The following is a 21646-nucleotide window of genomic DNA, read 5'->3' on the forward strand; positions in this document are numbered from 1 at the left end:
AACTTATTTGATGGGTCGGGGCAGGTATCCAGGGGTCTTCCATCGATCCCACGCTGGCTTCACTGGCCTGACCTGCCCCAGATGCGCTAAGGTCCGCGCCTCGCAAATTCGGGGCGCACCATGCAATACCTTCTGATCGTCACCCTCATCCAGGCCTTCTCTTTCAGCCTGATCGGCGAATACCTCGCCGGTCATGTCGACAGTTATTTTGCCGTCCTCGCGCGGGTCCTGCTCGCCGGGCTGGTGTTCCTGCCGCTGACCCGCTGGCGCCAGGTCGAACCGCGCTTTCTGCGCGCCATGCTGCTGATCGGCGCGCTGCAGTTCGGCATTACCTACGTGTGCCTGTACCTCAGTTTTCGCGTGCTGAGCGTGCCGGAAGTGCTGCTGTTCACCATTCTGACGCCGGTGCACGTGACCTTGATCGAGGATGCGCTGAATCGCCGTTTCAACCGTTGGGCGCTGGTAGCGGCCCTGGTCGCGGTGGCAGGTGCCGCCGTGATCCGCTTCGACCGCGTCAGCCCGGACTTCTTCATCGGTTTCCTGCTGTTGCAGGTGGCCAACTTCACCTATGCTGCCGGTCAGGTGCTGTACAAGCATCTGCTCGCGCGCCACCCCAGCGATCAGCCGCAATACCGCCGCTTCGGCTATTTCTATGTCGGCGCCTTGCTGGTGGTACTTCCGGCATTCCTGCTGTTCGGCAACTCCGACCACCTGCCGCAGGCGCCCTTGCAATGGGGCGTGCTGGCGTTTCTCGGGCTGGTGTCGACGGCGCTCGGCATGTACTGGTGGAACAAGGGCGCAAGCCTCGTGCCGGGGGCGACGCTGGCGGTGATGAACAACCTCCATGTACCGGTCGGTCTGCTGCTCAACCTGCTGATCTGGAACCAGGACGAACCACTGGGACGGCTGTTCCTGGGGGGCGGGGTGATCCTTTTCTCGGTGTGGTTGAGCCGTCTGGGCGTGCGTGACAGCAAGGTGCGAGCATGATGAAAACAGGATCCACAGAAACGTCCACACGCAACTGGTCCAGCGTCATCGCGCTGGCACTGGCGGCGTTCATCTTCAATACCACGGAGTTCGCGCCGGTCGGGCTGCTGACGTCCATCGGTCAGAGCTTCGCCATGCCAACGGCGCAAGTAGGGCTGATGTTGACGGTGTATGCCTGGGTGGTGTCGCTGATGTCGTTGCCGATCATGTTGCTGACGCGCAACGTCGAACGTCGCCGGTTGCTGATCGGGGTGTTCATGCTGTTCGTGGTCAGCCATGTGGTGTCCAGTGTCGCCTGGAGCTACGCAGTGTTGCTGGCCAGTCGCATCGGTATCGCCTTTGCCCACGCGCTGTTCTGGTCGATCACGGCATCGCTGGCGGTGCGGCTGGCGCCACCGGGCAAGCACACCCAGGCGTTGGGGTTGTTGGCCACCGGGACGTGCCTGGCCATGGTGCTGGGCGTACCGCTGGGGCGGGTGGTGGGCGAGGCGCTGGGATGGCGCACCACGTTCGTCGGAATCGGTGTGGTGGCGACGGCGGTGGGGCTGTGGCTGGCGAAAAGCCTGCCGGCGCTGCCGAGTCAGAACTCCGGTTCGCTGCGCAGCCTGCCCATGTTGCTCAAGCGCCCGGTGCTGGTCGCGCTGTACGTGACCACGGCGCTGGTGATCACTGCGCAGTACACGGCCTACAGCTACATCGAACCGTTCGTGCAGGCGGCGGCACGCATGAGCGGGGAGATGACCACGACCTTGCTGCTGCTGTTCGGCGGCGCGGGGGTGATCGGTTCGCTGGTGTTCAGCCGCTACAGCGGCCGTTATCCGCGTAGCTTCATGGTGGTGTCGATCGCCCTGCTGGGCCTGTGCCTGATGCTGCTGTTGCCGCTGGCGCGCCACGCCACCTACCTGAGTGTCGTGAGCGTGGTCTGGGGCATATCGATCATGTGCTTCAGCCTGGCGATGCAGTCCAAGGTGCTCGAGCTGGCGCCGGATGCCACGGACGTGGCCATGGCGCTGCATTCGGGCATCTATAATGTCGGCATTGGCGGTGGGGCGCTGCTGGGCAGTGTGGTGATCACCCAGTTGGGGGTGGCGAACATCGGCAACGTCGGTGCGCTGATGGCGGGGGCGGGCTTGCTGCTGTGCTGGCACACCACGTATCGGCGTGGTCATTCGGCACCCGCCTCGGGTTGACCGGTCTGCAACACCGCGCCGATCCCGGACGCGGCTCGCGCCGCTGCTACAGGGGAATGCGGTGTTTCTGGGGTAACGCGTTGAGGCGCGATACAGGGGAATGCGGGGGGTCGGGGGAACGCGTTAAGGCCGGATGCAGGGGAATGCGGTGTTTCTGGGGTAACGCGTTGAGGCCTGATACAGGGCAACGCGGTCCCTGTAGCAGCGGCGCGAGCCGCGTCGGCGGCGCATGCGGTTTGCCTGGGTGACCGCGTGCTGGTCGGATGCAGCATCGAGGGCGTAACTAACGGTTCCGCTTGCAACCCTTTTTAAAATACAATCGATCTCATTTACATCTGACAGGTGCCGATGATGGTCGATCTTGCGGGGGCGGACGTTCGGGCGTTCGAAACGCTCTACCGCGACAATCGCAGCTGGCTGGAGCAGTGGCTCAGCCGCCGGCTGGGCAGTGCCTGGGATGCGGCGGACCTTAGCCAGGATACGTTCGTCCGGGTGCTGGCCAGCCCTCGGTCGGTGGCTGACCTGCAGGAGCCTCGCGCCTATCTCAAGACCGTCGGCAAACGTCTGCTGGTGAACTTCTACAAACGGCGCAGCCTGGAGCAAGCTTATCTGGATGCGCTCGCCACGCTGCCTGCAGACGTCGCGCCTTCGCCGGAACAGCGCTGGCAGGTGCTGGAAACCCTGCACGCCCTGGATCAGCTGCTCGATGGCCTGCCCACCGCAGTTCGCCGCGCCTTTCTGCTCAGCCAGCTGGAGGGGCTGGGGTACCGGGAAATCGCCGAACGGTTGCAGGTCAGCGAGCGCAGCGTCAAGCGCTACATGGCGCAGGCCTACGAGCACTGCCTGCTGGCCGAGCTGTGCTGAGCCCCGAGCCGAGCGACGAAGCACGTCGGGTTGCCCGGTCGGCGGCACGCTGGTGGGTGTGCATCGAGTCCGGCGCGGTCAGCGAGCAGGATCTTGCCCGCCTGCAACGCTGGCGTGAAGCCAGCGACGCCCACGAGTCGGCCTGGCGGCGGGTATCGGCGCTCAAGGGCCGCTTCCAGATCCTGCCGCCGGCGCTGGCCATGGCCAGCCTGGATCGTCCGGCGCCAGGCCGTCGCGACATGCTCAAGGGCTTGCTGGGCGTAGCCGTAGTGGCCCCCGCCGGCTGGTGGCTCGCGCGCGAGCTGCCCCTCGACGCCTGGCGCGCCGATGAGGCCACCGGGACTGGCGAGCGGCGCCGACTGACACTGGCCGATGGCAGCGTGTTGCATATCAATACCTCGACGGCGGTCGATATCGATGCCGAAAAACGGCAACTCAGGCTGCGGCGCGGAGAAATCATGTTGCACCTGGCCGACGCCACGCCGTTCCACATCCGCACGGCGCTCACCGACGTGAGGCTCGACCAGGGTGAAATCAACGTCCGCGAGGGCAGCGGCGTCTGTCGGCTGTCGGTGCTTGCCGGGCAGGCAGAGGTTCGCCCCACAGGCTTTGCCGCGCTTACCTTGCGCGCGGGGCAACGTATACAGTTATCCGACGCAGGGCCTGGTCCGATCACCGGTTTCGATCCTCGCCAACCGGGTTGGCGCGAAGGCGTGATCGTTGCCCTCAACCAGCCCCTGGGGGAGTTTCTGCGCGAGCTGGACCGTTATCGCCCCGGCATTCTGCGCTGGCAGCCCGAACTGGAAGCCCTGCGCGTGACCGGCAGTTTTCGCCTGGACGAGCCTGATCAGGTATTGAATCTGTTGGCGGTCAGCCTGCCGCTGCGCGTGCAGTGGCGCACGCGCTATTGGGCCACCCTGGTGCCCCAGGAAAAATCCGTGTAGCGCCTGTCCCCTTTTGCGCGCTCGCTTGTCATGGAAAGGTAAGCACACTCAAAGAGCCTTCAGCCATGCCCGCACGGCCCCCTCGTTCGTTTCCCCGGTCCACCCGCAAGCCACCGACCCACTATGCTCGTGCGCTGCATCTCAGCGTGCTGCTCGGCCTGGCGCCGATGCCGTTGCAAATGGCCCTTGCCGATGGCGGCGCTCGCGTCTACAGCGTGCCGCAGGGCGATCTCGCCGCTTCGTTGACACGCTTTGCCAGCCAGGCCGGGGTCAGCCTGTCGGTCGCCCCCGCGTTGGTCGACGGTCGGCGCAGCGCCGGGCTGGCCGGTGAGTACAGCGTCGAAAGCGGTTTCGCCCAGTTGCTGGCCGGTAGCGGTCTGCGTCTGCAGGCGGTAGGGCAGAATGCCTATATCCTGGTAGCTGCGCCCCAAGGGGCAGACGTCGTGGAGATCACCCCCACCACGGTGACCGGTGCCGCGCAAGGCAGCCTTGCAGGCGAGCCGTATGCCGGTGGACAGGTGGCGCGGCGTGGCTCGCAAGGCCTTTTGGGTGCGCGAGACTTCATGGACACGCCGTTCAGCATGACCACCTACACCAGCGAGACCAGCAAGAACCAGCAGGCCCGCACCCTGGGCGATCTGGTGGCCAGCGACCCGGCAGTGCGTACCACCAACCCGGCAGGCGGGCGTTTCGAACAGTTCACCATTCGTGGCTTCAGCCTGTTCAACAGCGATGTGTCGTACAACGGGTTGTACGGAATACTGCCCACGTATTCCATCGACATGGAAATGGCCGACCGAGTGGACATCCTCCGCGGACCCAGCCAGTTGATCAATGGCATTTCCCCGCGAGGCAGTGTCGGTGGCGGCATCAACGTGGTGCCCAAGCGTGCCACCGATACGCCGATCAACGAGTTCACCGCCAGCTACGCTTCCGACAGCCAGGCCGGCGGCGCGGTGGATGTCGGCCGCCGCTTTGGTGAAGATCAGCGCTTTGGTGTCCGCCTCAATGCGGTGAAGCAAGCAGGTGATACCACGTGGGACCAGCAGAGCGTGGACCGCGAGATGGCCGTGATCGGGTTGGATTTTCGCGGCGAGCGCCTGCGGCTTTCCACCGACCTGGGGCATACCGAACGTGATACCGATGCGCCGCAGGAGCGCGTCCAGGTCGGTGTCAACGCTCGCGTGCCGGGCGCCAACCACGTTCGCGACAACTATGCGCAACGCTGGAGCAAGGCGCGTACCGAGGATACGTTCGGGGCGTTCAACGGCGAGTACGATTTGAATGATTCGACTCTGCTGTACGGCAGCATCGGTGCACGGGAAAGCAACCACGATTTCCTCCGGCACAACGTGTCCGTCACCAACGATGCCGGTGACTTCGAGGTACTGCCCCGCGACTTCACCCGCGACGAGAGCGTGCGCACGGCCACGGTGGGCGTGCGCAACTGGTTCCAGACCGGCCCGGTCAGTCATGAAGTGAATCTGGCCGCCAGTCATTTCTACATGGACTTCACCAATGGCGGCGCGCGGTACGCCAGGGGGCGCAGCAACCTTTACAACCCGATAGCGACGCCGACTCCGAACAATCCCACGCGGCAGGACGCGAAGGTCTATACCGAGAACAGGTTCGACGGCGTGGCGCTGTCCGACACCCTCGGCTTCTTCGACGACCGCTTGCTGCTGACCCTGGGCGGGCGCTGGCAGCGGGTCAAGGTCGATGACTGGAGCGATGGGGTGAAAGGCGATACGGGCTACGACGAGGAGAAGTTTTCGCCTTCGGCAGGCGTGCTCTACAAACTCACCGACGAGCTGTCGCTGTATGCCAACTATCTGGAAGGCCTGAGCCAGGGCAAGATCGCGCCTTCCACCTCGATCAACGAGGACGAGATTTTCCCGCCTTTCATCAGCCGCCAGGTGGAGGTGGGTGCCAAGTACGATCTGGGCAGCCTGGCTATCACCGCGGCCGCGTTTCGTATCAAGCAGCCGGCGTACGAAACCAACACCGTCACCCGCACCTTCGGGCCCAATGGCAAGCGCGAAAACAACGGCGTGGAATTGAGCGTTTTTGGTGAGCCGCTCGCTGGCGTGCGCCTGCTGGGCGGGGTGATGTACATCGACAGCGAGCTGAGCGGTACCACGGCAGGCGCCTTCGATGGCAACCGGGCACCGGCCACGCCCGAGCTCAATGTCAACCTGGGGGCGGAGTGGGATGTGCCGGCGTTGCCAGGGTTGACGCTCAGTGGGCGCGGGATCTACTCCAGCGCGCAGTACCTGGATCAGGCCAACAGCAAGGAAATCGACAGTTGGGAGCGATTCGACGTGGGGGCGCGGTACGCGTTCAAGGTGCAGGGCAAGGCCGTCACGCTGCGCGCCAATGTCGAGAACGTACTGGACAAGCGCTACTGGGCGTCGGCTGGCGCTTCGGACGATAGCGAGCCGGGGTTGACCTTGGCCACCCCGAGAACCTACCTGGTCTCCGCCACGGTTGGCTTCTGACTGTCCGTGGGACCAGCCATCTGTGGGAGCGGGCGCTGTGGTGTGTCAGACGGTATGCGATGAAGCCTTCGCGGGCAGAGCCCGCTCCCACAGGTTGAAGCGGGACCCTGTAGGAGCGGGCGCTCCGGTGTGTCAGACGGTATGCGATGAAGCCTTCGCGGGCAGAGCCCGCTCCCACAGGTTGAAGCGGGACCCTGTGGGAGCGGGCGCTCCGGTGTGTCAGACGGTATGCGGTGAAGCCTTCGCGGGCAGAGCCCGCTCCCACAGGTTGAACCGTGAACCTGTGGGAGCGGGCTCTGCCCGCGAAAAAGACACTGCGGTGTATCGGCTTAAACCTTGAAGCGTCCGACCAACCCTTTCAGATGGCCGGAAATGTCTGTCAGCCGCCCCGATCCCGATTGTGCCGTGTGCGCGTACTCTTCGACCAACTGAGCATCGGCATGGATCTGCGCGATGTGCCGGTTGATTTCTTCGGCCACCTGGTGCTGCTCCTCTGCCGCCGTGGCGATCTGGTTGTTCTGATCACGGATCGAATCAACCGAAGTCCGAATCTTGTCGAAGCTATCCCGCGCCTGCTGGATGCATTCGACGCTGTCCTGGGACACCTGCAGGCTCCCCTGCATCTGCTGGGTGATGACCTGGGTACGACGAGCGAGATTGCCCAACAGGCCGTCGATTTCCCCGGTCGAGTCGGCGGTACGACGGGCCAGCGCCCGCACCTCGTCGGCGACCACGGCGAAACCACGCCCCTGGTCTCCGGCCCGTGCTGCCTCGATGGCGGCGTTGAGCGCCAGCAGATTGGTCTGCTCGGCGATGGAGCGAATGGTGTCCAGAATGCTGTTGATGTTCTTGCTGTCCTGCTGCAGCAGCTGCATGGTTTCAGTCGACTGTTGCAGCTCCGAACTCAGTTTGAGCACGCAGGTGGTTGCCTCGCCAATACGCTGCTGACCGTCGCTGACCTGTTGGTAGCCATTGTCGGCGCTGGTGGCCGCTTCGCCGCAGGAACGCGCCACTTCGTTGGCCGTCGCGACCATTTCGTTGAACGCCGTGCTGACCAGCTCCACCGCTTCGCGCTGGCGCCCAGCCACTTCATCCATATTGCGTGCGACCTCGTGCGTGTCGGCAGCGGCCACCTGCAGGTCGGACGATGCGGTGCCGATACGTTGCACCAGCTGCGAAATCATCCCGATGAACTGGTTGAACCACCCGGCCAACGCCGCCGTCTCGTCCTTGCCCTGAACCGTCAGCTGACGCGTCAGGTCGCCTTCGCCTTCGGCAATTTCCTGCAGGCCGTTGGCGACGCCCCGGATCGGCCGCACGATGACCCCGGCGAAGCTTGCACCGACGATGGCGAATACCACGGCAAGGGCTGCGGCGATGGCTGCGATCAGCCAGGTCAGGTTCGATGCCCGGGCCATCACCTCTTCACGCTCGATCAGGCCGATGAAGCGCCAGCCAAGCCCGGACGAGCTGACGATGTTGGCCATGTACACCTTGCCGTCGATCTCGACCTGGGTCGAACCGTCGCCGTGCCTGGCCAGCCCGGCGTAGTTGGCGCCCAGGTCGGCCAGCGGCTTGAAGTTGTGTTTTGCATCGCTGGGGTCCACCAACACGTTGCCGTTGGCTTCGATCAGCATCAGGTAGCCACTGTTGCCCAGCTTGATGTTCTTCACCAGTTCGGTCATCTGCTTGAGCGAAACATCCAGGCCCACCACGCCGACCACCTTGCCGGCAGCGTCGGTGACGCTGTGGACCGTACCGATCAACGACACATCATCGGCCGCCCAATAGTAGGCGTCCGTGCGCACGGTGGTGCCGGGCGCGGCCATCGCCGCCTTGTACCAGGGCCGCTGGCGCGGGTCGTAGTTGGCGATCTTCGGATCGTTGGGCCAACTGGCGTAGCCGCCATCGCTGAGCCCCAGGGACAGGTAGGCGGTGCTCGGATGGGTTTTGGCGAAACCGTCGAAAATCTCCAGCAAACGCTGGTTGTTTTCGGTCAGGGGAATCTGTGGGGCGTCTGCGCCCGAGTAATTCTTCAGACCCGTGGCGGCGACGATACGTGGGTCCTTGGCCAGGTACTCCACGTTCTGGCTGATGCCATCGAAGAACTGCTTCATGCCATTGTCGATCTGACGGATCTCCCGCCCGCTGCTGTCGACGAAGTCGGCCCTGGCAGCTTCGCGCAAGTTGAAGACGACTAGCACGGCGACCACGATCACTGGCAGGCAGGCGATGATCGCGAACCCCCAGGTCAATTTTTGCTTGATGTTCATGGTGTATTCCGCTGGTTTTATAGGTGTTGGTCGGCAGAAGGAAAGGCAGTGTGCTGCGTGCAGTCTCGGGAATTGTTCTTCGCATCGCTTTCAACCTATCGGCGACGAAAGGTCAAGCTGAACTGCGTCCGACGGGCGACGGACAGGCGGTCGCTTCGGCACCTGAAACGGTGATGGGCCGGCAGACCGCTCGCGGTACTTTTTCAGTCGTGCAGAGTCTACTCAGTGACTTTTCTGACAGAGCGTTCGCGCATGCCCACCGTATCTCGTCTTCCACTGTTCGCCTTCGCGCTGGCCGTGGTCATCCAACCAAGCCTGGCGGCGCCGCGCAGCGTGCCTTCCATCGATACCGAAGATGCCGCACTGGGCAGTGTCGAGATCGGCGAGGCATCAGGCCGCTTTCACCCGCAACTGAGCGTGGATGTCCGCAATGGCGACTTCGCCCGCGGCAACTACGACGATGACGCGGCAAGCCTGGGTCGCGTGCCCTTGCATGCCCAGGCCGGTTTCGCCCTGGACCTGCACCAGGCTGTCGACGGTCGTGCCAACGCCTGGCTGGTGTTCAGCACGAGCAACGGTTTCCATGATCCATCGAGCGATGAAAGGGTAAGCCCGCGGCGCTGGTACGAGAGCAACAACCTGCTGGGATTGGTGATATCGCCCGTCGAGGGGTTGAGGCTGGGGTTTGTCTACACGGTCAAGACCAGTCCGAACGATGTCGCCGACACCACTCAGGAGGCGAGCTTCACCCTGGCCTACCAGGCTGATTCGGGGTTTGGCGCATGGCGCCCGGGTTTGGCGATCACCAGCCGTACGCAGGGGGACAGTGGCCTGTATACCCAAGGCAGCGTGGAGCCGGGCGTGGACCTGAGCGATGCCGGTCTGCGCTTGAGTTTTCCCAGCACGGTCGGGATCGGCTGGAATGGATTCTATGGTCCCGATTCCGGCGACCGTCTCTATGCCCGCAGCGGGCTGGCGCTCGAGCAGCCCTTCAAGTGGGGGGAAACACGCTGGAGCGCCCGCGCCGAGGCCCTGGCAATCTACCGCGATGGCACCCTGCGCGAACTCAGCGGCCCGAACGGCGAAACCGACAGCGTGGTGCCTCAGGTGACCATGAGCCTGTCCATGGCGTACTGACCATTACCTGTAGGAGCGGGCACCGACCGCTCCTACAGATGAATCTGCTTCGGGGCCAGGGCCTGGTGCCTCTACCAGGACACACCTTGATTCAGAATCCCTGCTTCGGCAAAAACCTGTAACGGTATGATCTGGCGCATTCCCATCCCTCCCAGAGGTTTCCATGCAGTCCAGACTCATCGCTTACCCGGCCATGGTCGCGCTGACCGTCCTTCTTGCCGGCTGTGACGCGGCCGAAACCGCGGCGAACAAGGTCATCGAAACCTCCAAGACGCAACTGGTCGAAGCAGCGCGTGACACCTTCAGCGAATCGGCCAAGCAGATCAACGAGACGATCGACAAGGCGCAGCAGAGCGCCAAGCCGTGGATGACGGAGGGTGACGAGAAATCCGAAACCCGACACTCTGCAGCCGAGCAGGAAGCTAAGGAAAAGTCGGAAGGGTAAGCCTTTCCGCCTCTTCACAATTCATCAAGCATCAGGCCTGAATGCCACAGCGGGCATGACTAGATCTTGAAGCTGTCCACCAACTGCTTCAAACGGTTGGCCTGCTGGGAGAGCGCATCGCAATTTCGCAGGGTTTCGGTGAGGTTGGTCACGCCCTGCTGATTCAGCATGTTGATTTGACTGATATCCACATTCAGCGCCTCCACCACCGAAGTCTGCTCCTCGGTAGCGGCAGCAACGGATTGGTTCATGCCGTCGATCTCGCCGATTCGCTGGGTCACGATGGCCAGACGATCGCCGGCCTGGTTGGCCACCGTCATGCTTTGCTGACTGGAAGCCTGGCTGGTATTCATCGTCACCACCGCTTCGCGCGAACCCACCTGAAGCGCCGTGATCATCTTGTGAATCTCTTCGGCAGACTCCTGGGTGCGGTGCGCCAGGTTTCGCACCTCATCGGCCACGACTGCAAAACCACGGCCCGCTTCACCGGCCCGCGCCGCCTCGATGGCAGCGTTCAAGGCCAACAGATTGGTCTGTTGGGAAATACCCTTGATCACGTCGAGGATGTGGCCGATGTTGTCGGTGCCCGCGTTCAAGGTTTCAATCTGCTCGCACGACAGGCTGATTTTCTCGGATAACGTGCTTATTGCCTCGATGGTCTGCGTCATCACTTGGCGACCGTCGTCGGCCTGACCGCTGGCATCGCTGGCCTGACGCGACGCTTGCGCGGCGTTGCGGGCAATCTCTTGGGCGGCAGCACCCAGCTCGTTGATTGCAGCTGCAACGCTTTCGGTACGGGCGCTTTGCTCGTCGGAGCCTGCGATGGACTGGTTGGAAGAGTGCATGACCCGTTGGGCCAATGCATGCACTTCCCGGGTAGCCGACGACACCTCGCCGATGGAGGCATGGATACGCTCGACGAACTGGTTGAACGAGGTACCGAGTTCACCGAATTCATCACGGCTTTCAACGACCAGGCGACGCGTCAGATCGCCTTCGCCCTGCGCGATGTCACGCATTGCCCGGCCCATGGTCACCAATGGACGCATCAAGAACTTGATGAGCAAGGTCAGCAACAAGGCAATGGCGAGAACGGCAACGACCATGGCGATCACGGCCGACGTACGGAACTGGCGCAGTGGGGCGTAGGCTTTGTCCTTGTCGATCGACAGACCCACGTACCAATCCGCCGAAGGCAACCCTGTGACCGGCGTGAACGACAGCAGTCTCGCCTGACCATCGAGGGTGACCTCCTGCAGATTCTTCTCGATTCGCGGCGTGCTGCCGGGGTAGATGTCTTTCAGGTTTTTCATGACCTGATCCTTGTCCGGCGACACCAACACTTGACCGTCTGCGCTGACGAGAAACGCCTGGCCGATCCCGCCAAAATCCACCGAATTGATGATCTGCACCAACGTGTCGAGGCTCAAGTCGCCGCCGACTACGCCCATCAACTGACCTTGGCGTTTGACGGGCGCTGCCACCGTGACGACCAGGCCACCCACCGATGCCAGATAGGGCGGCGTCAGCATGACTTGATCCGCTGTCACTGCAGCTTTGTACCAGGGCCGCTGACGCGGATCGTACCCGTCAGGCATCTTGGTGTCGGGCCGCTGGATGAAGGTGCCGTCGGCCACACCCATGTAGGTGAATTGAAAGTTGGTCGTGATCACGGGCTGGTCCAGCAGGCCCGGGTAGTCCGCCTTATCGCCTTGATAGGCAATGTTCTGGCGCAGGTTTTCAATCACCAGAATCCGGCCGCTGAGCCAGTTCTTGACGCTGCTGGCGGTCAGCTCGCCCGACTGCTTGACCGATGCGCTGAGGTTCTGCTGGATGGCGCTGCGCTGCAGGTAGTCGTTGTAGAGCGTGAACAGTGCGAACGCCAGGATGACGATGCTGCACCCGGCGATCAGGATTTTATGGCTGAATTTCAAGTTCATGGACGCTAGAGGTTCCGGGGCATGAGGGGGCGAAAGCCAGGCGCCGTGCTGGGGATGCAGCAGCGCTGTCAGGCAGCAGGTCGGACTGGGGGCGAGCACCGGATGGCGGCAATCGAGTTGCGCCGACAACCGTCGTCTTCAGCGTTTCGGCTGCGCGCGCGCGAACATGAGAACTGATCGTGGTTTTCCGCCACATGGTCACCGGCCGAGGAGGGCGCACCGCGCAGTGCCTGACACACCGCGGCGGCTCATTCGCGGGCAGAGCCCGCTCCCACAGGAGCTGCGGCATCCCGTAGGAGCGGTCATTGGCCGCGGAGGGCGCACCGTATGGTACCTGACACACCGCGGTGCGCCCTTCGCGGCCACGGACCGCTCCTACGAACGGGGTTGCGTTCAGTGCGGACCGGTCACCGCCACCAACCCGCCGCGCAGATCGGCGCCGCTGGGCTTCTGGTAGACGCTCAGGCCAAACTCCGGCAGCACGGCCAGCAGGTAATCGAAGATATCGCCCTGAATCCGTTCGTACTCCGCCCACGCCGTGGTGCGGGTGAAGCAGTAGATTTCCAGCGGCACGCCCTCGGCGGTGGCTTCCATCTGACGGACCATGCAGGTCATGTTCGGCTGGATGTCCGGGTGGGCGTTGAGATACGCCAGAGCGTAGGCGCGGAAAGTCCCCAGGTTGGTCATGCGCCGCTGGTTGGCCGAGAGTTCCGCGACCTCGCCCTGCGCCGCGTTCCACGCCTTGAGTTCGGCCTGCTTGCTGCTGACGTAGCCGCTGAGCAGGCGAATCTGGGTCAGGCGCAACTGCTCCTGTTCGTCGAGAAAGCGTATGCCGCTGGCGTCGATGTGCAGGCTGCGCTTGATGCGCCGTCCGCCGGACTGCTGCATGCCGCGCCAGTTCTTGAACGACTCGCTCATCAGCCGCCAGGTGGGGATGGAGACGATGGTCTTGTCGAAATTCTGGATCTTCACGGTGTGCAGGGTGATGTCGACGACGTCGCCGTCGGCGCCCACCTGGGGCATCTCGATCCAGTCGCCGACGCGCAGCATGTCGTTGCTGGTCAACTGCACGCTGGCCACGAACGACAGCAGGGTGTCCTTGTAGACCAGCAGGATGACCGCCGACATGGCGCCCAGCCCGGACAGCAGCAACAGCGGCGAGCGGTCGATCAACGTGGCGACGATGATGATGGCACCGAAGATGTACAGGATCATCTTGGCCAGTTGCACGTAGCCCTTGATCGAGCGGGTGCGGGCGTGCTCGGTGCGCGCATAGATGTCGATCAGTGCATTGAGCAGGGCCCCCAGGGCCAGTACCAGGAACAGGATGGTGAAGCCCAGCGCGATGTTGCCGATGACGTGCTTGCTGTTGTCGCTCAGCACCGGGATCAAGCCCAGACTGAACTGCACCACCAGCGACGGCGTCATTTGCGCCAGGCGATGGAAGACCTTGTTGTGCAAAAAGTCGTTGAGCCAGTGCAGCGATGGCCGGCGACTGAGCAGCTTGACCGCGTGCAGGGTCAGGAAGCGCGCCAATCGGCCCAGGGCGAAGGCGGCGATCAGCAGCAGGAACAGCGACACACCGGCCTGCAGGACCGGCTGGTCGTCCAGGCCAGTGATGAAAGTGACGGTTTGGTGCCAGAGCGATTCGATGTTCATGGGGTGGCGTGCAGCTCCCGGATTGAAAAGGGGCGGGGATTAAAGCCCATCGAGTGGGGCAATCGCCACGCCTGGAAAGATTTGCACGCAATTTACCGACTTACGGGTAAAGAAATTCGGCTAATCGTGCGCAAACCGGTACCCTATGCAGTCGAATTTATGTACTCCGTCGAGGTAACACCCGTGTTTTCCCAATTCGCCCTGCATGAACGCCTGCTCAAAGCCGTCGCCGAGCTGAAATTTGTCGAGCCGACGCCGGTGCAGCTGGCCGCCATTCCCCTGGCATTGCAAGGGCGCGACCTGCGGGTGACGGCGCAAACCGGCAGCGGCAAGACTGCCGCATTCGTCCTGCCGATTCTCAACCGCCTGATGGGCCCGGCCAAGGTGCGCGTCGACATTCGCGTGGTGATCCTGTTGCCGACCCGCGAACTGGCCCAGCAAACCTTGAAGGAAGTAGAGCGCTTCAGCCAGTTCACTTTCATCAAGGCGGGCCTGATCACCGGCGGTGAAGACTTCAAGGTGCAGGCAGCCATGCTGCGCAAGGTACCGGATATCCTCATCGGCACCCCTGGGCGCCTGCTGGAACAGCTCAACGCCGGCAACCTGGACCTCAAGAAGGTCGAGGTGCTGGTGCTCGACGAAGCCGACCGCATGCTCGACATGGGCTTCTCCGAAGACGTGACGCGCCTGAGCGACGAGTGCGGCCAGCGTGAACAGACCCTGTTGTTCTCGGCCACCACCGGCGGTGCCGGGCTGCGCGACATGATCGGCAAGGTGTTGAAGGATCCCGAGCACTTGCTGATCAACAACGTCAGCCAACTGGCCGAGGGCACTCGCCAGCAGATCGTCACCGCCGACCACAACGTCCACAAAGAGCAGATCCTCAACTGGCTGCTGGCCAACGAGACGTACCAGAAGGCAATCGTCTTCACCAACACCCGGGCCATGGCCGACCGTATCTACGGGCGCCTGGTGGCGCAGGAATACAAGGCGTTCGTGCTGCACGGCGACAAGGACCAGAAGGACCGCAAGCTGGCCATCGATCGCCTCAAGCAGGGCGGCGTGAAAATCCTCGTGGCTACCGATGTGGCGGCCCGCGGCCTGGACGTCGACGGCCTGGACCTGGTGGTCAACTTCGACATGCCGCGCAGCGGCGATGACTACGTGCACCGCATCGGCCGGACTGGCCGCGCCGGCAACGAAGGCCTGGCGATCTCGCTGATCTGCCACGGTGACTGGAACTTGATGTCCAGCATCGAGCGCTACCTCAAGCAGACCTTCGAGCGCCGGGTGATCAAGGAAGTCAAAGGTACCTACGGCGGACCGAAAAAGGTCAAGGCGTCGGGCAAGGCGGTCGGCGTGAAGAAGAAAAAGACCGACAAGGACAAAAAGGGCGACAAGAAAAGCGTTGCCAAGGGCCCGACCAAGCGCAAGAGCGTCAACCGTCCCAAGTCCGATGCACCGGCGTTGGTAAGCCAGGACGGGCTGGCACCGCTCAAGCGTCGCAAGCCGGCTGTCAGCGAGTAAACTGCGCCAGGCAGGCTGGCTTCCCGGCGGAGGCCAGACCTGCCAAAACACCCCGCAAAGCTGTCTTCGCGCAACTCCCCCGCACCCACCCGGTCCCATACCTGGCAAGCCCTTTCACTCATGTGTTGGAGGTTCTTCCGGATGACCACTTACGACTGGCAGTTGATCGAGCGGCTGTTGCACGAAGTGCAGAACGGCGCCAATCAGGATTTCACCCCGCACCGCTATGCCCAGGACCACGCCGATGCAGCCACCGCTCAGGGTGACACGCCTGCTGCTGTCGACCAGTTGCAAACCCAGGCCCGCGACTATGAGAAGCTGTTGCTGGAGCGCGGGTTCATCGAGCAGCGTCCTGACAGCGAAGGTGGCACGGGCCGCAATTTCCAGTTGACGATGCGTGGCTCCAGCCTGCTGAGCCTGCTCGACAGCAGCATCCCCGATAACGATCACGGGCTGGAAGTGCTCGACGAGCAGGACGATGCGCTGGACCCGGCCACCTTCGATGAGCTGGCCAGTAAGCCGCAGATTGTCTGAGCCTTTGGCATGGATTGAAACCGTCTTGCTCTCTTCGCGGCCGCTGACCGCTCCTACGAGGGCGGAATGCGGTGTGCCGATGTAGGAGCGGTCAGCGGCCGCGAAAGCCTTGTGACGCGTGGCTTGTTACACTGGCAATTCCTCATTGCCTGAAGGCATCGTCATGTCGTGGTCAATTCGCCGATGAGCATCGAACGCCGTCAACCCGATGGATTCGCGCTCAAGGTCATGCTCGGGTTGTGCCTGATCTGGGGTATCCAGCAGGTCACCATAAAATGGGCCGCGCCCGATATCGCTCCGGTGATGCAGGCGGCCATGCGCTCGGGCATTTCCGCGGTTCTGGTGGCCGCACTGATGTGCTGGCGCGGGGGCTGGGCGCACATGCCCTACACCTGGCGCGCCGGGCTGCTGGCCGGCTCACTGTTCGGGCTGGAATTCTTGTTCATCGCCGAGGGCCTGAAGCTGACCTCGGCAGCGCACATGTCGGTCTTTCTCTATACCGCCCCGGTGTTCACGGCGCTTGGCTTGCACGCCCTGCTACCCGGAGAGCGCCTGCGGCCCCTGCAATGGCTGGGCATTGCCCTGGCGTTCAGCGGTATCGCCTTCGCTTTCGCCGGCGGAATTTCCTGGCAACATCTAGACCGACGCATGCTGCTGGGTGATGCACTGGGCGTGATGGCAGGCTTGTGCTGGGGCGCGACCACGGTGGTGGTGCGCACCTCGCGCCTCTCCGAAGCACCCGTGACGCTGACGCTGTTCTACCAGCTGATCGTCTGCGTGATCGGATTGTTGCTCATCGCCCTGGCCACGGGGCAGTTCACGCAGGTCAGTTTTACCCCGGTCGGCATCGCCAGCGTATTGTTCCAAGGGGTGGTGGTGTCTTTCGCCAGCTTCCTGATCTGGTTTTGGCTGCTGCGACGCTACCTGGCGTCCAATCTGGCCGTGTTCTCGTTCATGACCCCGCTGTTCGGCGTGACGTTCGGTGTGCTGCTGCTGGGCGAACCGCTGAGCGTGAATTTCATTCTGGGCGCGCTGTTCGTACTGCTTGGCATCACCTTGGTCAGCGCCGAGCAGTGGGTGCGCCGACGATTACGAACGTGGATAAGGTAATGAATTACTTGCCCGGCAGATGATCAATACGTAGGACTGCGACTTTTCGACACAAGTGCGTGAATGCATCCTACGTCGCTTAGCGCTATGATCGAACAGAAGCGACGGACCATGACCGTCGTTCGGGCTTTTCCCTGAAGGGGGGCGATATGAACGGTAACTTGTACAACTGGCTCCACGATCTGGCTGTCGCACTGGGGCTGGTGCCGCCGCCACCACAGCCTGTGCCTATCCCGGCCGACAACCACCGGCCTCGGCAGCGCCCTCGGCGCTGAGCCCTCCGGGCCCGTCGCGCGCCATGCAAAACGCCCCTTACGGGGCGTTTTTCGTTGCTGACAGCGCTCAAGCCGCCTGGGTATTGGCCCGGCTGGCGTCGACTTTCGCCAGGTAAGCATCCAGGCGAAGCGCGGCCGCATCATCGACGAACAGCCCCAGCTTGCTGCGACGCCACAGCACGTCTTCGCTGCGGGTGGCCCATTCCTGCTCGTACAGGTAATCGACTTCGCGGCTGAACAGCCCCGTGCCCAATTCCTCGCCCAGATCGACTACCGACTGTGCACCTTCGATCAAACGCCAGCTGCGGCTGCCGTAGCTGACCGCCCAACGCTCGGCCAGGCCGTTTGGCAGCCAGGGAGCTTTCACCCGCATGTCCTGAGCCAAGGCCTGCGGCGTGCTCATGTCTTCGCCACCGGGCAGGGCACTGGTCGCCGTCCAGCTACCGCGCATCTGCGCGAAGAATGGCTTCAACTGTGCCATGGCCGACTCGGCCAGCTTGCGGTAAGTGGTCAACTTGCCGCCGAACACCGAAAGGATCGGCGCCTCGCCGTGGCCGCCGCTGAGCGACAGGGTGTAGTCGCGGGTGATGGCCGATGGGTTGTCCGACTCGTCGTTGCACAGCGGTCGAACGCCCGAATAGGTGCGCACCACATCGCTGCGGCTGACCTGTTTCTTGAAGTGGGCGTTCACCACCTTGAGAATGTAGTCGGCCTCGGCGTCGGTGATCTCCACCTTGGACGGGTCGCCTGTGTATTCACGGTCGGTGGTGCCCAGGATGGTGAAGCGATCCAGGTACGGGATGGTGAAGACAATGCGCTGGTCTTCGTTCTGCAGGATGTGCGCCTGCTCGCCTTCGTACAGGCGTGGCACGATCAGGTGGCTGCCCTGGATCAGGCGGATGCCGTATGGGGATTGCAACTGCAGGTCGTCACGAATGAACTTCGCTACCCAGGGTCCGGCCGCATTGACCAGCGCGCGCGCCTTGAGGGTGAATGTGCTGCCGTCCTCGCGCTGCAGATTGACCTGCCACACACCGTCTACACGCTTCGCGTCGACACAGCGGGTGCGGGTATGGATGTGTGCGCCTTTTTCCCGCGCTGCCATGGCGTTCAGTACCACCAGGCGAGCGTCGTCGACCCAGCAGTCGGAATATTCGAAACCGCGGGTGATTTCCGGCTTCAACGCACTGTCGGCGCCGAAGCGCAGGCTGCGTGAGCCTGGCAGCTTTTCTCGCTTGCCCAGGTTGTCGTAGAGGAACAGCCCGGCGCGGATCATCCAGGCAGGACGCAGATGGGGCCGATGCGGCAGGACGAAACGCATGGGCTTGACGATGTGCGGAGCCTTGGCCAGCAACACTTCGCGTTCGGCCAGTGCTTCGCGTACCAGGCGAAATTCGTGGTGTTCCAGATAACGCAGGCCGCCGTGGATCAGCTTGCTGCTGGCCGAAGAGGTGTGGCTGGCCAGGTCGTCCTTCTCGCAGAGAAACACGGAAAGCCCACGCCCGGCAGCGTCGGCGGCAATCCCCACGCCATTGATGCCACCACCGATCACGGCGACGTCGTAGATTTCAGCCAGCGGTTGGCGGGGCAAGGTCGAATGGGGCATGGCAGCCTCCTGCGTTTATCAAGGAGCGTTCGAATGAGTGCTTTGAATTCGAACATCAATGTTCAATTTCGAAAATACTAGCCCAATACGAAGGGCTTAGCCAGTCGAAGATGATTGAAATTGTTGATCGAAGGGGGTCAAAGCGAAGAAATACGAACATCAGAAGCGAAGCTGATGCGCCGTGGGCGTTGCCAGGTGGGGATTGTGGACGGGCAGGGCGGCTTGCGCCGCTGCCACAGGGTCAGACGATCTCGAGGCGGATCTTGTGTTGCTGCAGCAATTGCAGCAAGGCGGGCACGGGCGGTTGGTCGGTGACCAGGCAATCGATCAGGCTGATCGGGCCCAGGCGGACCATGGCATTGCGGCCAAACTTGCTCGAGTCGGCGGCCAGAATGACCTGGCGCGCATTGGCAATGATCGCCTGGCTGACGCGAACCTCTTGATAGTCGAAGTCCAGCAGGCTGCCGTCTTCGTCGATACCACTGATGCCGACCAAGGCGAAGTCGACCTTGAACTGGGTGATGAAGTCGATACTCGCCTGGCCCACCACGCCGCCGTCACGGCGTACGTTGCCGCCGGCCAGCAGTACGTCGAAGTCGTCCTTGCCGCTGAGGATCGAGGCCACGTGCAGGTTGTTGGTGATGATCTTCAGGTGGCTGTGGTTGAGCAGGGCGCGGGCGATGGATTCGGTGGTGGTGCCGATATTGATGAACAGCGAGGCGTGGTCGGGGATCTGGGCGGCAATCGCCTCGGCGATGCGCTGTTTCTCGTCGCGCATCTGGTCGGCACGCATGGCGTAGGCCGTGTTTTCGATGCTCGAATCGTAGGCGGCGCCACCGTGATAGCGACGCAGCAGGTTGACCTCGGCCAGCTGGTTGATGTCACGCCGGATGGTTTGCGGCGTCACGACGAACAGTTGGGCCATTTCCTCGATGCTGACATAGCCGCGTTCGCGTACCAGTTCGAGGATCTGCTGTTGGCGGGGAGGCAGGTTCATGGGGCTTCCTTTGGCTGCCATGCAAAAGCATGCATGATGCCGCAGGAACGGGCCCCATCGCCAGAAGTGATTCCATGGACCGCACTTGCGCAGGCCGGAACCGCCCGGTCTGCGCCTTCACTCGGTCACTGCTCTTCGTGCGGTTCCCAGTCACGGGTGCGTTCGACGGCCTTTTTCCAGCCGGCGTAGAGTTTTTCCTTGCCGGTTTCGTCGAGCAGAGGCTCGAAGGTACGCTCGATCACGGCCTTGCCGCGCAACTCATCCAGGCTGCCCCAGAAGCCGCACGCCAGGCCCGCCAGGTAGGCGGCACCCAAGGCCGTGGTTTCGCGCATCTGCGGACGCTCCACCGGAGTGCCGAGAATGTCGGCCTGGAACTGCATGAGGAAATTGTTGGCCACCGCGCCGCCGTCCACGCGCAAGGCGCTCAGGCGCTCGCCGGAGTCCTGTTGCATGGCGTCGAGCACGTCGCGGGTCTGGTAGGCAATCGATTCGAGCGCCGCGCGAATGATGTGGTCGACGCGTACGCCGCGGGTCAGGCCGAACAGCGCGCCACGGGCATAGGGGTCCCAGTAGGGCGCGCCCAGGCCGGTGAACGCCGGCACCAGGTAGACACCGTTGGTGTTCTTCACCTTGCTGGCGAAATATTCGGTGTCGTAGGCGTCGTTGACGATCTTCAGTTCGTCGCGCAGCCACTGCACGGTCGAGCCGCCGTTGAATACGGCGCCTTCCAAGGCGTAGGCGACTTCGCCACGCGGGCCGCAGCCGATGGTGGTGAGCATCCCGTGCTGGGACGTCACGGCCTTCTTGCCGGTGTTCATCAGCAGGAAGCAGCCGGTGCCATAGGTGTTCTTGGCCTGGCCAGGCTCGACGCACATCTGGCCGAACAAGGCGGCCTGCTGGTCGCCGGCGATCCCGGCAATGGCGATGCCGCTCTTGGTATGGCCGTAGATTTCCGACGACGACTTGACCTCTGGAAGCATCTCGCGCGGGATGTCCAGGGTCTGCAGCATCTTCTCGTCCCACTCCAGGGTGTGGATGTTGAAGAGCATGGTGCGCGAGGCGTTGGTGTAGTCGGTGACGTGCACCTTGCCGCCGGTGAATTTCCAGATCAGCCAGCTATCGACGGTACCGAACAGCAGCTCGCCGTTGCGTGCGCGCTCGCGGCTGCCTTCGACGTTGTCGAGGATCCATTTCAGCTTGGTGCCGGAAAAGTACGGGTCGACCACCAGGCCGGTGGTCTGCTTGATGTAGTCTTCCAGGCCGTCGCGCTTGAGCTGCTGGCAGATCTCGGTGCTGCGTCGGCACTGCCAGACCACGGCATTGTAGATCGGGCGACCGCTGTTCTTGTCCCACACTACGGTGGTTTCACGCTGGTTGGTGATGCCGATGGCCGCAACCTGGGCGTGGCTCAGCCCGGCCTGGGCCAAGGCCTCGACCATGGTCGCGCTCTGGGTGGCGAAGATTTCCATCGGGTCGTGCTCGACCCAGCCGGCCTGCGGATAGTGCTGGACGAATTCGCGCTGCGAGGTGCCGACGACATTGGCGTCGCGGTCGAAAATGATCGCCCGGGAGCTGGTGGTACCTTGGTCCAGGGCAATGATGTAGTTCTTGTTGTCGGTATCGGTCATGTCGATGGCCTTGCGCAAGTGTGCAATAAATG

General features: G+C 62.9%; 17 protein-coding genes. 11 read left to right on the plus strand and 6 right to left on the minus strand.

From position 1 onward, the window contains the following. The first annotated feature begins 120 nt into the window (after window positions 1–120). The 5 genes from ONG87_RS06225 to ONG87_RS06245 all read left to right on the plus strand — a co-directional run bounded on the left by ONG87_RS06225 (window position 121) and on the right by ONG87_RS06245 (window position 6483). Complete coding sequence (locus ONG87_RS06225; RefSeq protein WP_264382448.1) at window positions 121–987, plus strand: carboxylate/amino acid/amine transporter; 867 nt, start codon at window positions 121–123, stop codon at window positions 985–987. After that, window positions 987–2177, plus strand: a complete 1191-nt coding sequence (locus ONG87_RS06230) for a sugar transporter (RefSeq protein ID WP_264382831.1) — start codon at window positions 987–989, stop codon at window positions 2175–2177. Before ONG87_RS06225 ends, ONG87_RS06230 begins: the two co-directional genes overlap by 1 nt. 351 nt (window positions 2178–2528) lie before the next feature. Further along, window positions 2529–3041, plus strand: coding sequence for a sigma-70 family RNA polymerase sigma factor (locus ONG87_RS06235; protein WP_264382449.1), 513 nt, complete (start codon window positions 2529–2531; stop codon window positions 3039–3041). After that, complete coding sequence (locus tag ONG87_RS06240) at window positions 3035–3985, plus strand: FecR domain-containing protein (RefSeq protein WP_264382450.1); 951 nt, start codon at window positions 3035–3037, stop codon at window positions 3983–3985. The genes ONG87_RS06235 and ONG87_RS06240 overlap by 7 nt, the downstream gene beginning before the upstream one ends. A gap of 167 nt (window positions 3986–4152) precedes the next feature. Further along, on the plus strand, window positions 4153–6483 hold the full coding sequence (locus ONG87_RS06245) for a TonB-dependent receptor (RefSeq protein WP_264382832.1): 2331 nt from the start codon (window positions 4153–4155) through the stop codon (window positions 6481–6483). A 329-nt stretch (window positions 6484–6812) separates the two neighbouring features. Here the strand turns inward: ONG87_RS06245 and ONG87_RS06250 are convergent, their stop codons facing one another. Beyond that, window positions 6813–8756: a methyl-accepting chemotaxis protein gene (locus ONG87_RS06250; RefSeq protein WP_122479224.1), complete on the minus strand. Its 1944-nt coding sequence runs from the start codon at window positions 8754–8756 to the stop codon at window positions 6813–6815. 252 nt (window positions 8757–9008) lie between these two features. Between ONG87_RS06250 and ONG87_RS06255 the strand changes: the two genes are divergently transcribed. Beyond that, entirely contained in the window at window positions 9009–9893 is an 885-nt protein-coding gene (locus ONG87_RS06255; RefSeq protein WP_264382451.1) for a hypothetical protein, read from the plus strand. A gap of 163 nt (window positions 9894–10056) precedes the next feature. Further along, window positions 10057–10338, plus strand: a complete 282-nt coding sequence (locus ONG87_RS06260) for a hypothetical protein (protein WP_122479223.1) — start codon at window positions 10057–10059, stop codon at window positions 10336–10338. Between the two features lie 59 nt (window positions 10339–10397). Here ONG87_RS06260 and ONG87_RS06265 read toward each other — a convergent pair whose 3' ends face one another. Continuing rightward, window positions 10398–12278 carry a methyl-accepting chemotaxis protein gene (locus ONG87_RS06265; RefSeq protein WP_264382452.1) on the minus strand — a complete coding sequence of 627 codons (1881 nt, stop codon included), beginning with the start codon at window positions 12276–12278 and terminating at the stop codon, window positions 10398–10400. 393 nt (window positions 12279–12671) lie between these two features. Next, a complete protein-coding gene (locus ONG87_RS06270) occupies window positions 12672–13937 on the minus strand; it encodes a mechanosensitive ion channel family protein (RefSeq protein ID WP_192136905.1) in 1266 nt (421 codons plus the stop codon). Between the two features lie 183 nt (window positions 13938–14120). Here ONG87_RS06270 and ONG87_RS06275 point away from each other — a divergent pair, with 183 nt between their 5' ends. The 4 genes from ONG87_RS06275 to ONG87_RS21110 all read left to right on the plus strand — a co-directional run bounded on the left by ONG87_RS06275 (window position 14121) and on the right by ONG87_RS21110 (window position 17383). Continuing rightward, entirely contained in the window at window positions 14121–15464 is a 1344-nt protein-coding gene (locus ONG87_RS06275) for a DEAD/DEAH box helicase (RefSeq protein WP_264382453.1), read from the plus strand. Window positions 15465–15605: 141 nt separating this feature from the next. Then, complete coding sequence (locus ONG87_RS06280; protein WP_185793888.1) at window positions 15606–15998, plus strand: transcriptional regulator; 393 nt, start codon at window positions 15606–15608, stop codon at window positions 15996–15998. 183 nt (window positions 15999–16181) lie between these two features. After that, window positions 16182–17108 carry a DMT family transporter gene (locus ONG87_RS06285; RefSeq protein WP_122479219.1) on the plus strand — a complete coding sequence of 309 codons (927 nt, stop codon included), beginning with the start codon at window positions 16182–16184 and terminating at the stop codon, window positions 17106–17108. A 149-nt stretch (window positions 17109–17257) separates the two neighbouring features. Continuing rightward, a complete protein-coding gene (locus tag ONG87_RS21110) occupies window positions 17258–17383 on the plus strand; it encodes a PA1414 family protein (RefSeq protein WP_286916280.1) in 126 nt (41 codons plus the stop codon). Between the two features lie 67 nt (window positions 17384–17450). Here the strand turns inward: ONG87_RS21110 and glpD are convergent, their stop codons facing one another. The 3 genes from glpD to glpK form a co-directional block, all read right to left on the minus strand. After that, the gene (gene glpD, locus ONG87_RS06290; RefSeq protein ID WP_264382454.1) at window positions 17451–18989 is read right to left on the minus strand and encodes a glycerol-3-phosphate dehydrogenase; all 1539 of its coding nucleotides are present in this window, start codon (window positions 18987–18989) and stop codon (window positions 17451–17453) included. A gap of 241 nt (window positions 18990–19230) precedes the next feature. Then, on the minus strand, window positions 19231–19986 hold the full coding sequence (locus ONG87_RS06295) for a DeoR/GlpR family transcriptional regulator (protein ID WP_043187404.1): 756 nt from the start codon (window positions 19984–19986) through the stop codon (window positions 19231–19233). 125 nt (window positions 19987–20111) lie between these two features. Then, entirely contained in the window at window positions 20112–21614 is a 1503-nt protein-coding gene (gene glpK / locus ONG87_RS06300; RefSeq protein ID WP_122479712.1) for a glycerol kinase GlpK, read from the minus strand. Between the last annotated feature and the right edge of the window lie 32 nt (window positions 21615–21646).

The organism is Pseudomonas sp. MM227 (assembly GCF_947090715.1).
In the GTDB taxonomy this organism is placed as follows: domain Bacteria; phylum Pseudomonadota; class Gammaproteobacteria; order Pseudomonadales; family Pseudomonadaceae; genus Aquipseudomonas; species Aquipseudomonas baltica.

What these genes read in the sequence shown, in the direction of transcription:
- ONG87_RS06225 (WP_264382448.1), top strand. Translation starts at nt 121, where the DNA reads ATGCAATACCTTCTGATCGTCACCCTCATCCAGGCCTTCTCTTTCAGC.
- ONG87_RS06230 (WP_264382831.1), top strand. Translation starts at nt 987, where the DNA reads ATGAAAACAGGATCCACAGAAACGTCCACACGCAACTGGTCCAGCGTC.
- ONG87_RS06235 (WP_264382449.1), top strand. Translation starts at nt 2,529, where the DNA reads ATGGTCGATCTTGCGGGGGCGGACGTTCGGGCGTTCGAAACGCTCTAC.
- ONG87_RS06245 (WP_264382832.1), top strand. Translation starts at nt 4,153, where the DNA reads ATGCCGTTGCAAATGGCCCTTGCCGATGGCGGCGCTCGCGTCTACAGC.
- ONG87_RS06250 (WP_122479224.1), bottom strand. Translation starts at nt 8,756, where the DNA reads ATGAACATCAAGCAAAAATTGACCTGGGGGTTCGCGATCATCGCCTGC.
- ONG87_RS06255 (WP_264382451.1), top strand. Translation starts at nt 9,009, where the DNA reads ATGCCCACCGTATCTCGTCTTCCACTGTTCGCCTTCGCGCTGGCCGTG.
- ONG87_RS06260 (WP_122479223.1), top strand. Translation starts at nt 10,057, where the DNA reads ATGCAGTCCAGACTCATCGCTTACCCGGCCATGGTCGCGCTGACCGTC.
- ONG87_RS06265 (WP_264382452.1), bottom strand. Translation starts at nt 12,278, where the DNA reads ATGAACTTGAAATTCAGCCATAAAATCCTGATCGCCGGGTGCAGCATC.
- ONG87_RS06270 (WP_192136905.1), bottom strand. Translation starts at nt 13,937, where the DNA reads ATGAACATCGAATCGCTCTGGCACCAAACCGTCACTTTCATCACTGGC.
- ONG87_RS06280 (WP_185793888.1), top strand. Translation starts at nt 15,606, where the DNA reads ATGACCACTTACGACTGGCAGTTGATCGAGCGGCTGTTGCACGAAGTG.
- ONG87_RS06285 (WP_122479219.1), top strand. Translation starts at nt 16,182, where the DNA reads ATGAGCATCGAACGCCGTCAACCCGATGGATTCGCGCTCAAGGTCATG.
- ONG87_RS21110 (WP_286916280.1), top strand. Translation starts at nt 17,258, where the DNA reads ATGAACGGTAACTTGTACAACTGGCTCCACGATCTGGCTGTCGCACTG.
- glpD (WP_264382454.1), bottom strand. Translation starts at nt 18,989, where the DNA reads ATGCCCCATTCGACCTTGCCCCGCCAACCGCTGGCTGAAATCTACGAC.
- ONG87_RS06295 (WP_043187404.1), bottom strand. Translation starts at nt 19,986, where the DNA reads ATGAACCTGCCTCCCCGCCAACAGCAGATCCTCGAACTGGTACGCGAA.
- glpK (WP_122479712.1), bottom strand. Translation starts at nt 21,614, where the DNA reads ATGACCGATACCGACAACAAGAACTACATCATTGCCCTGGACCAAGGT.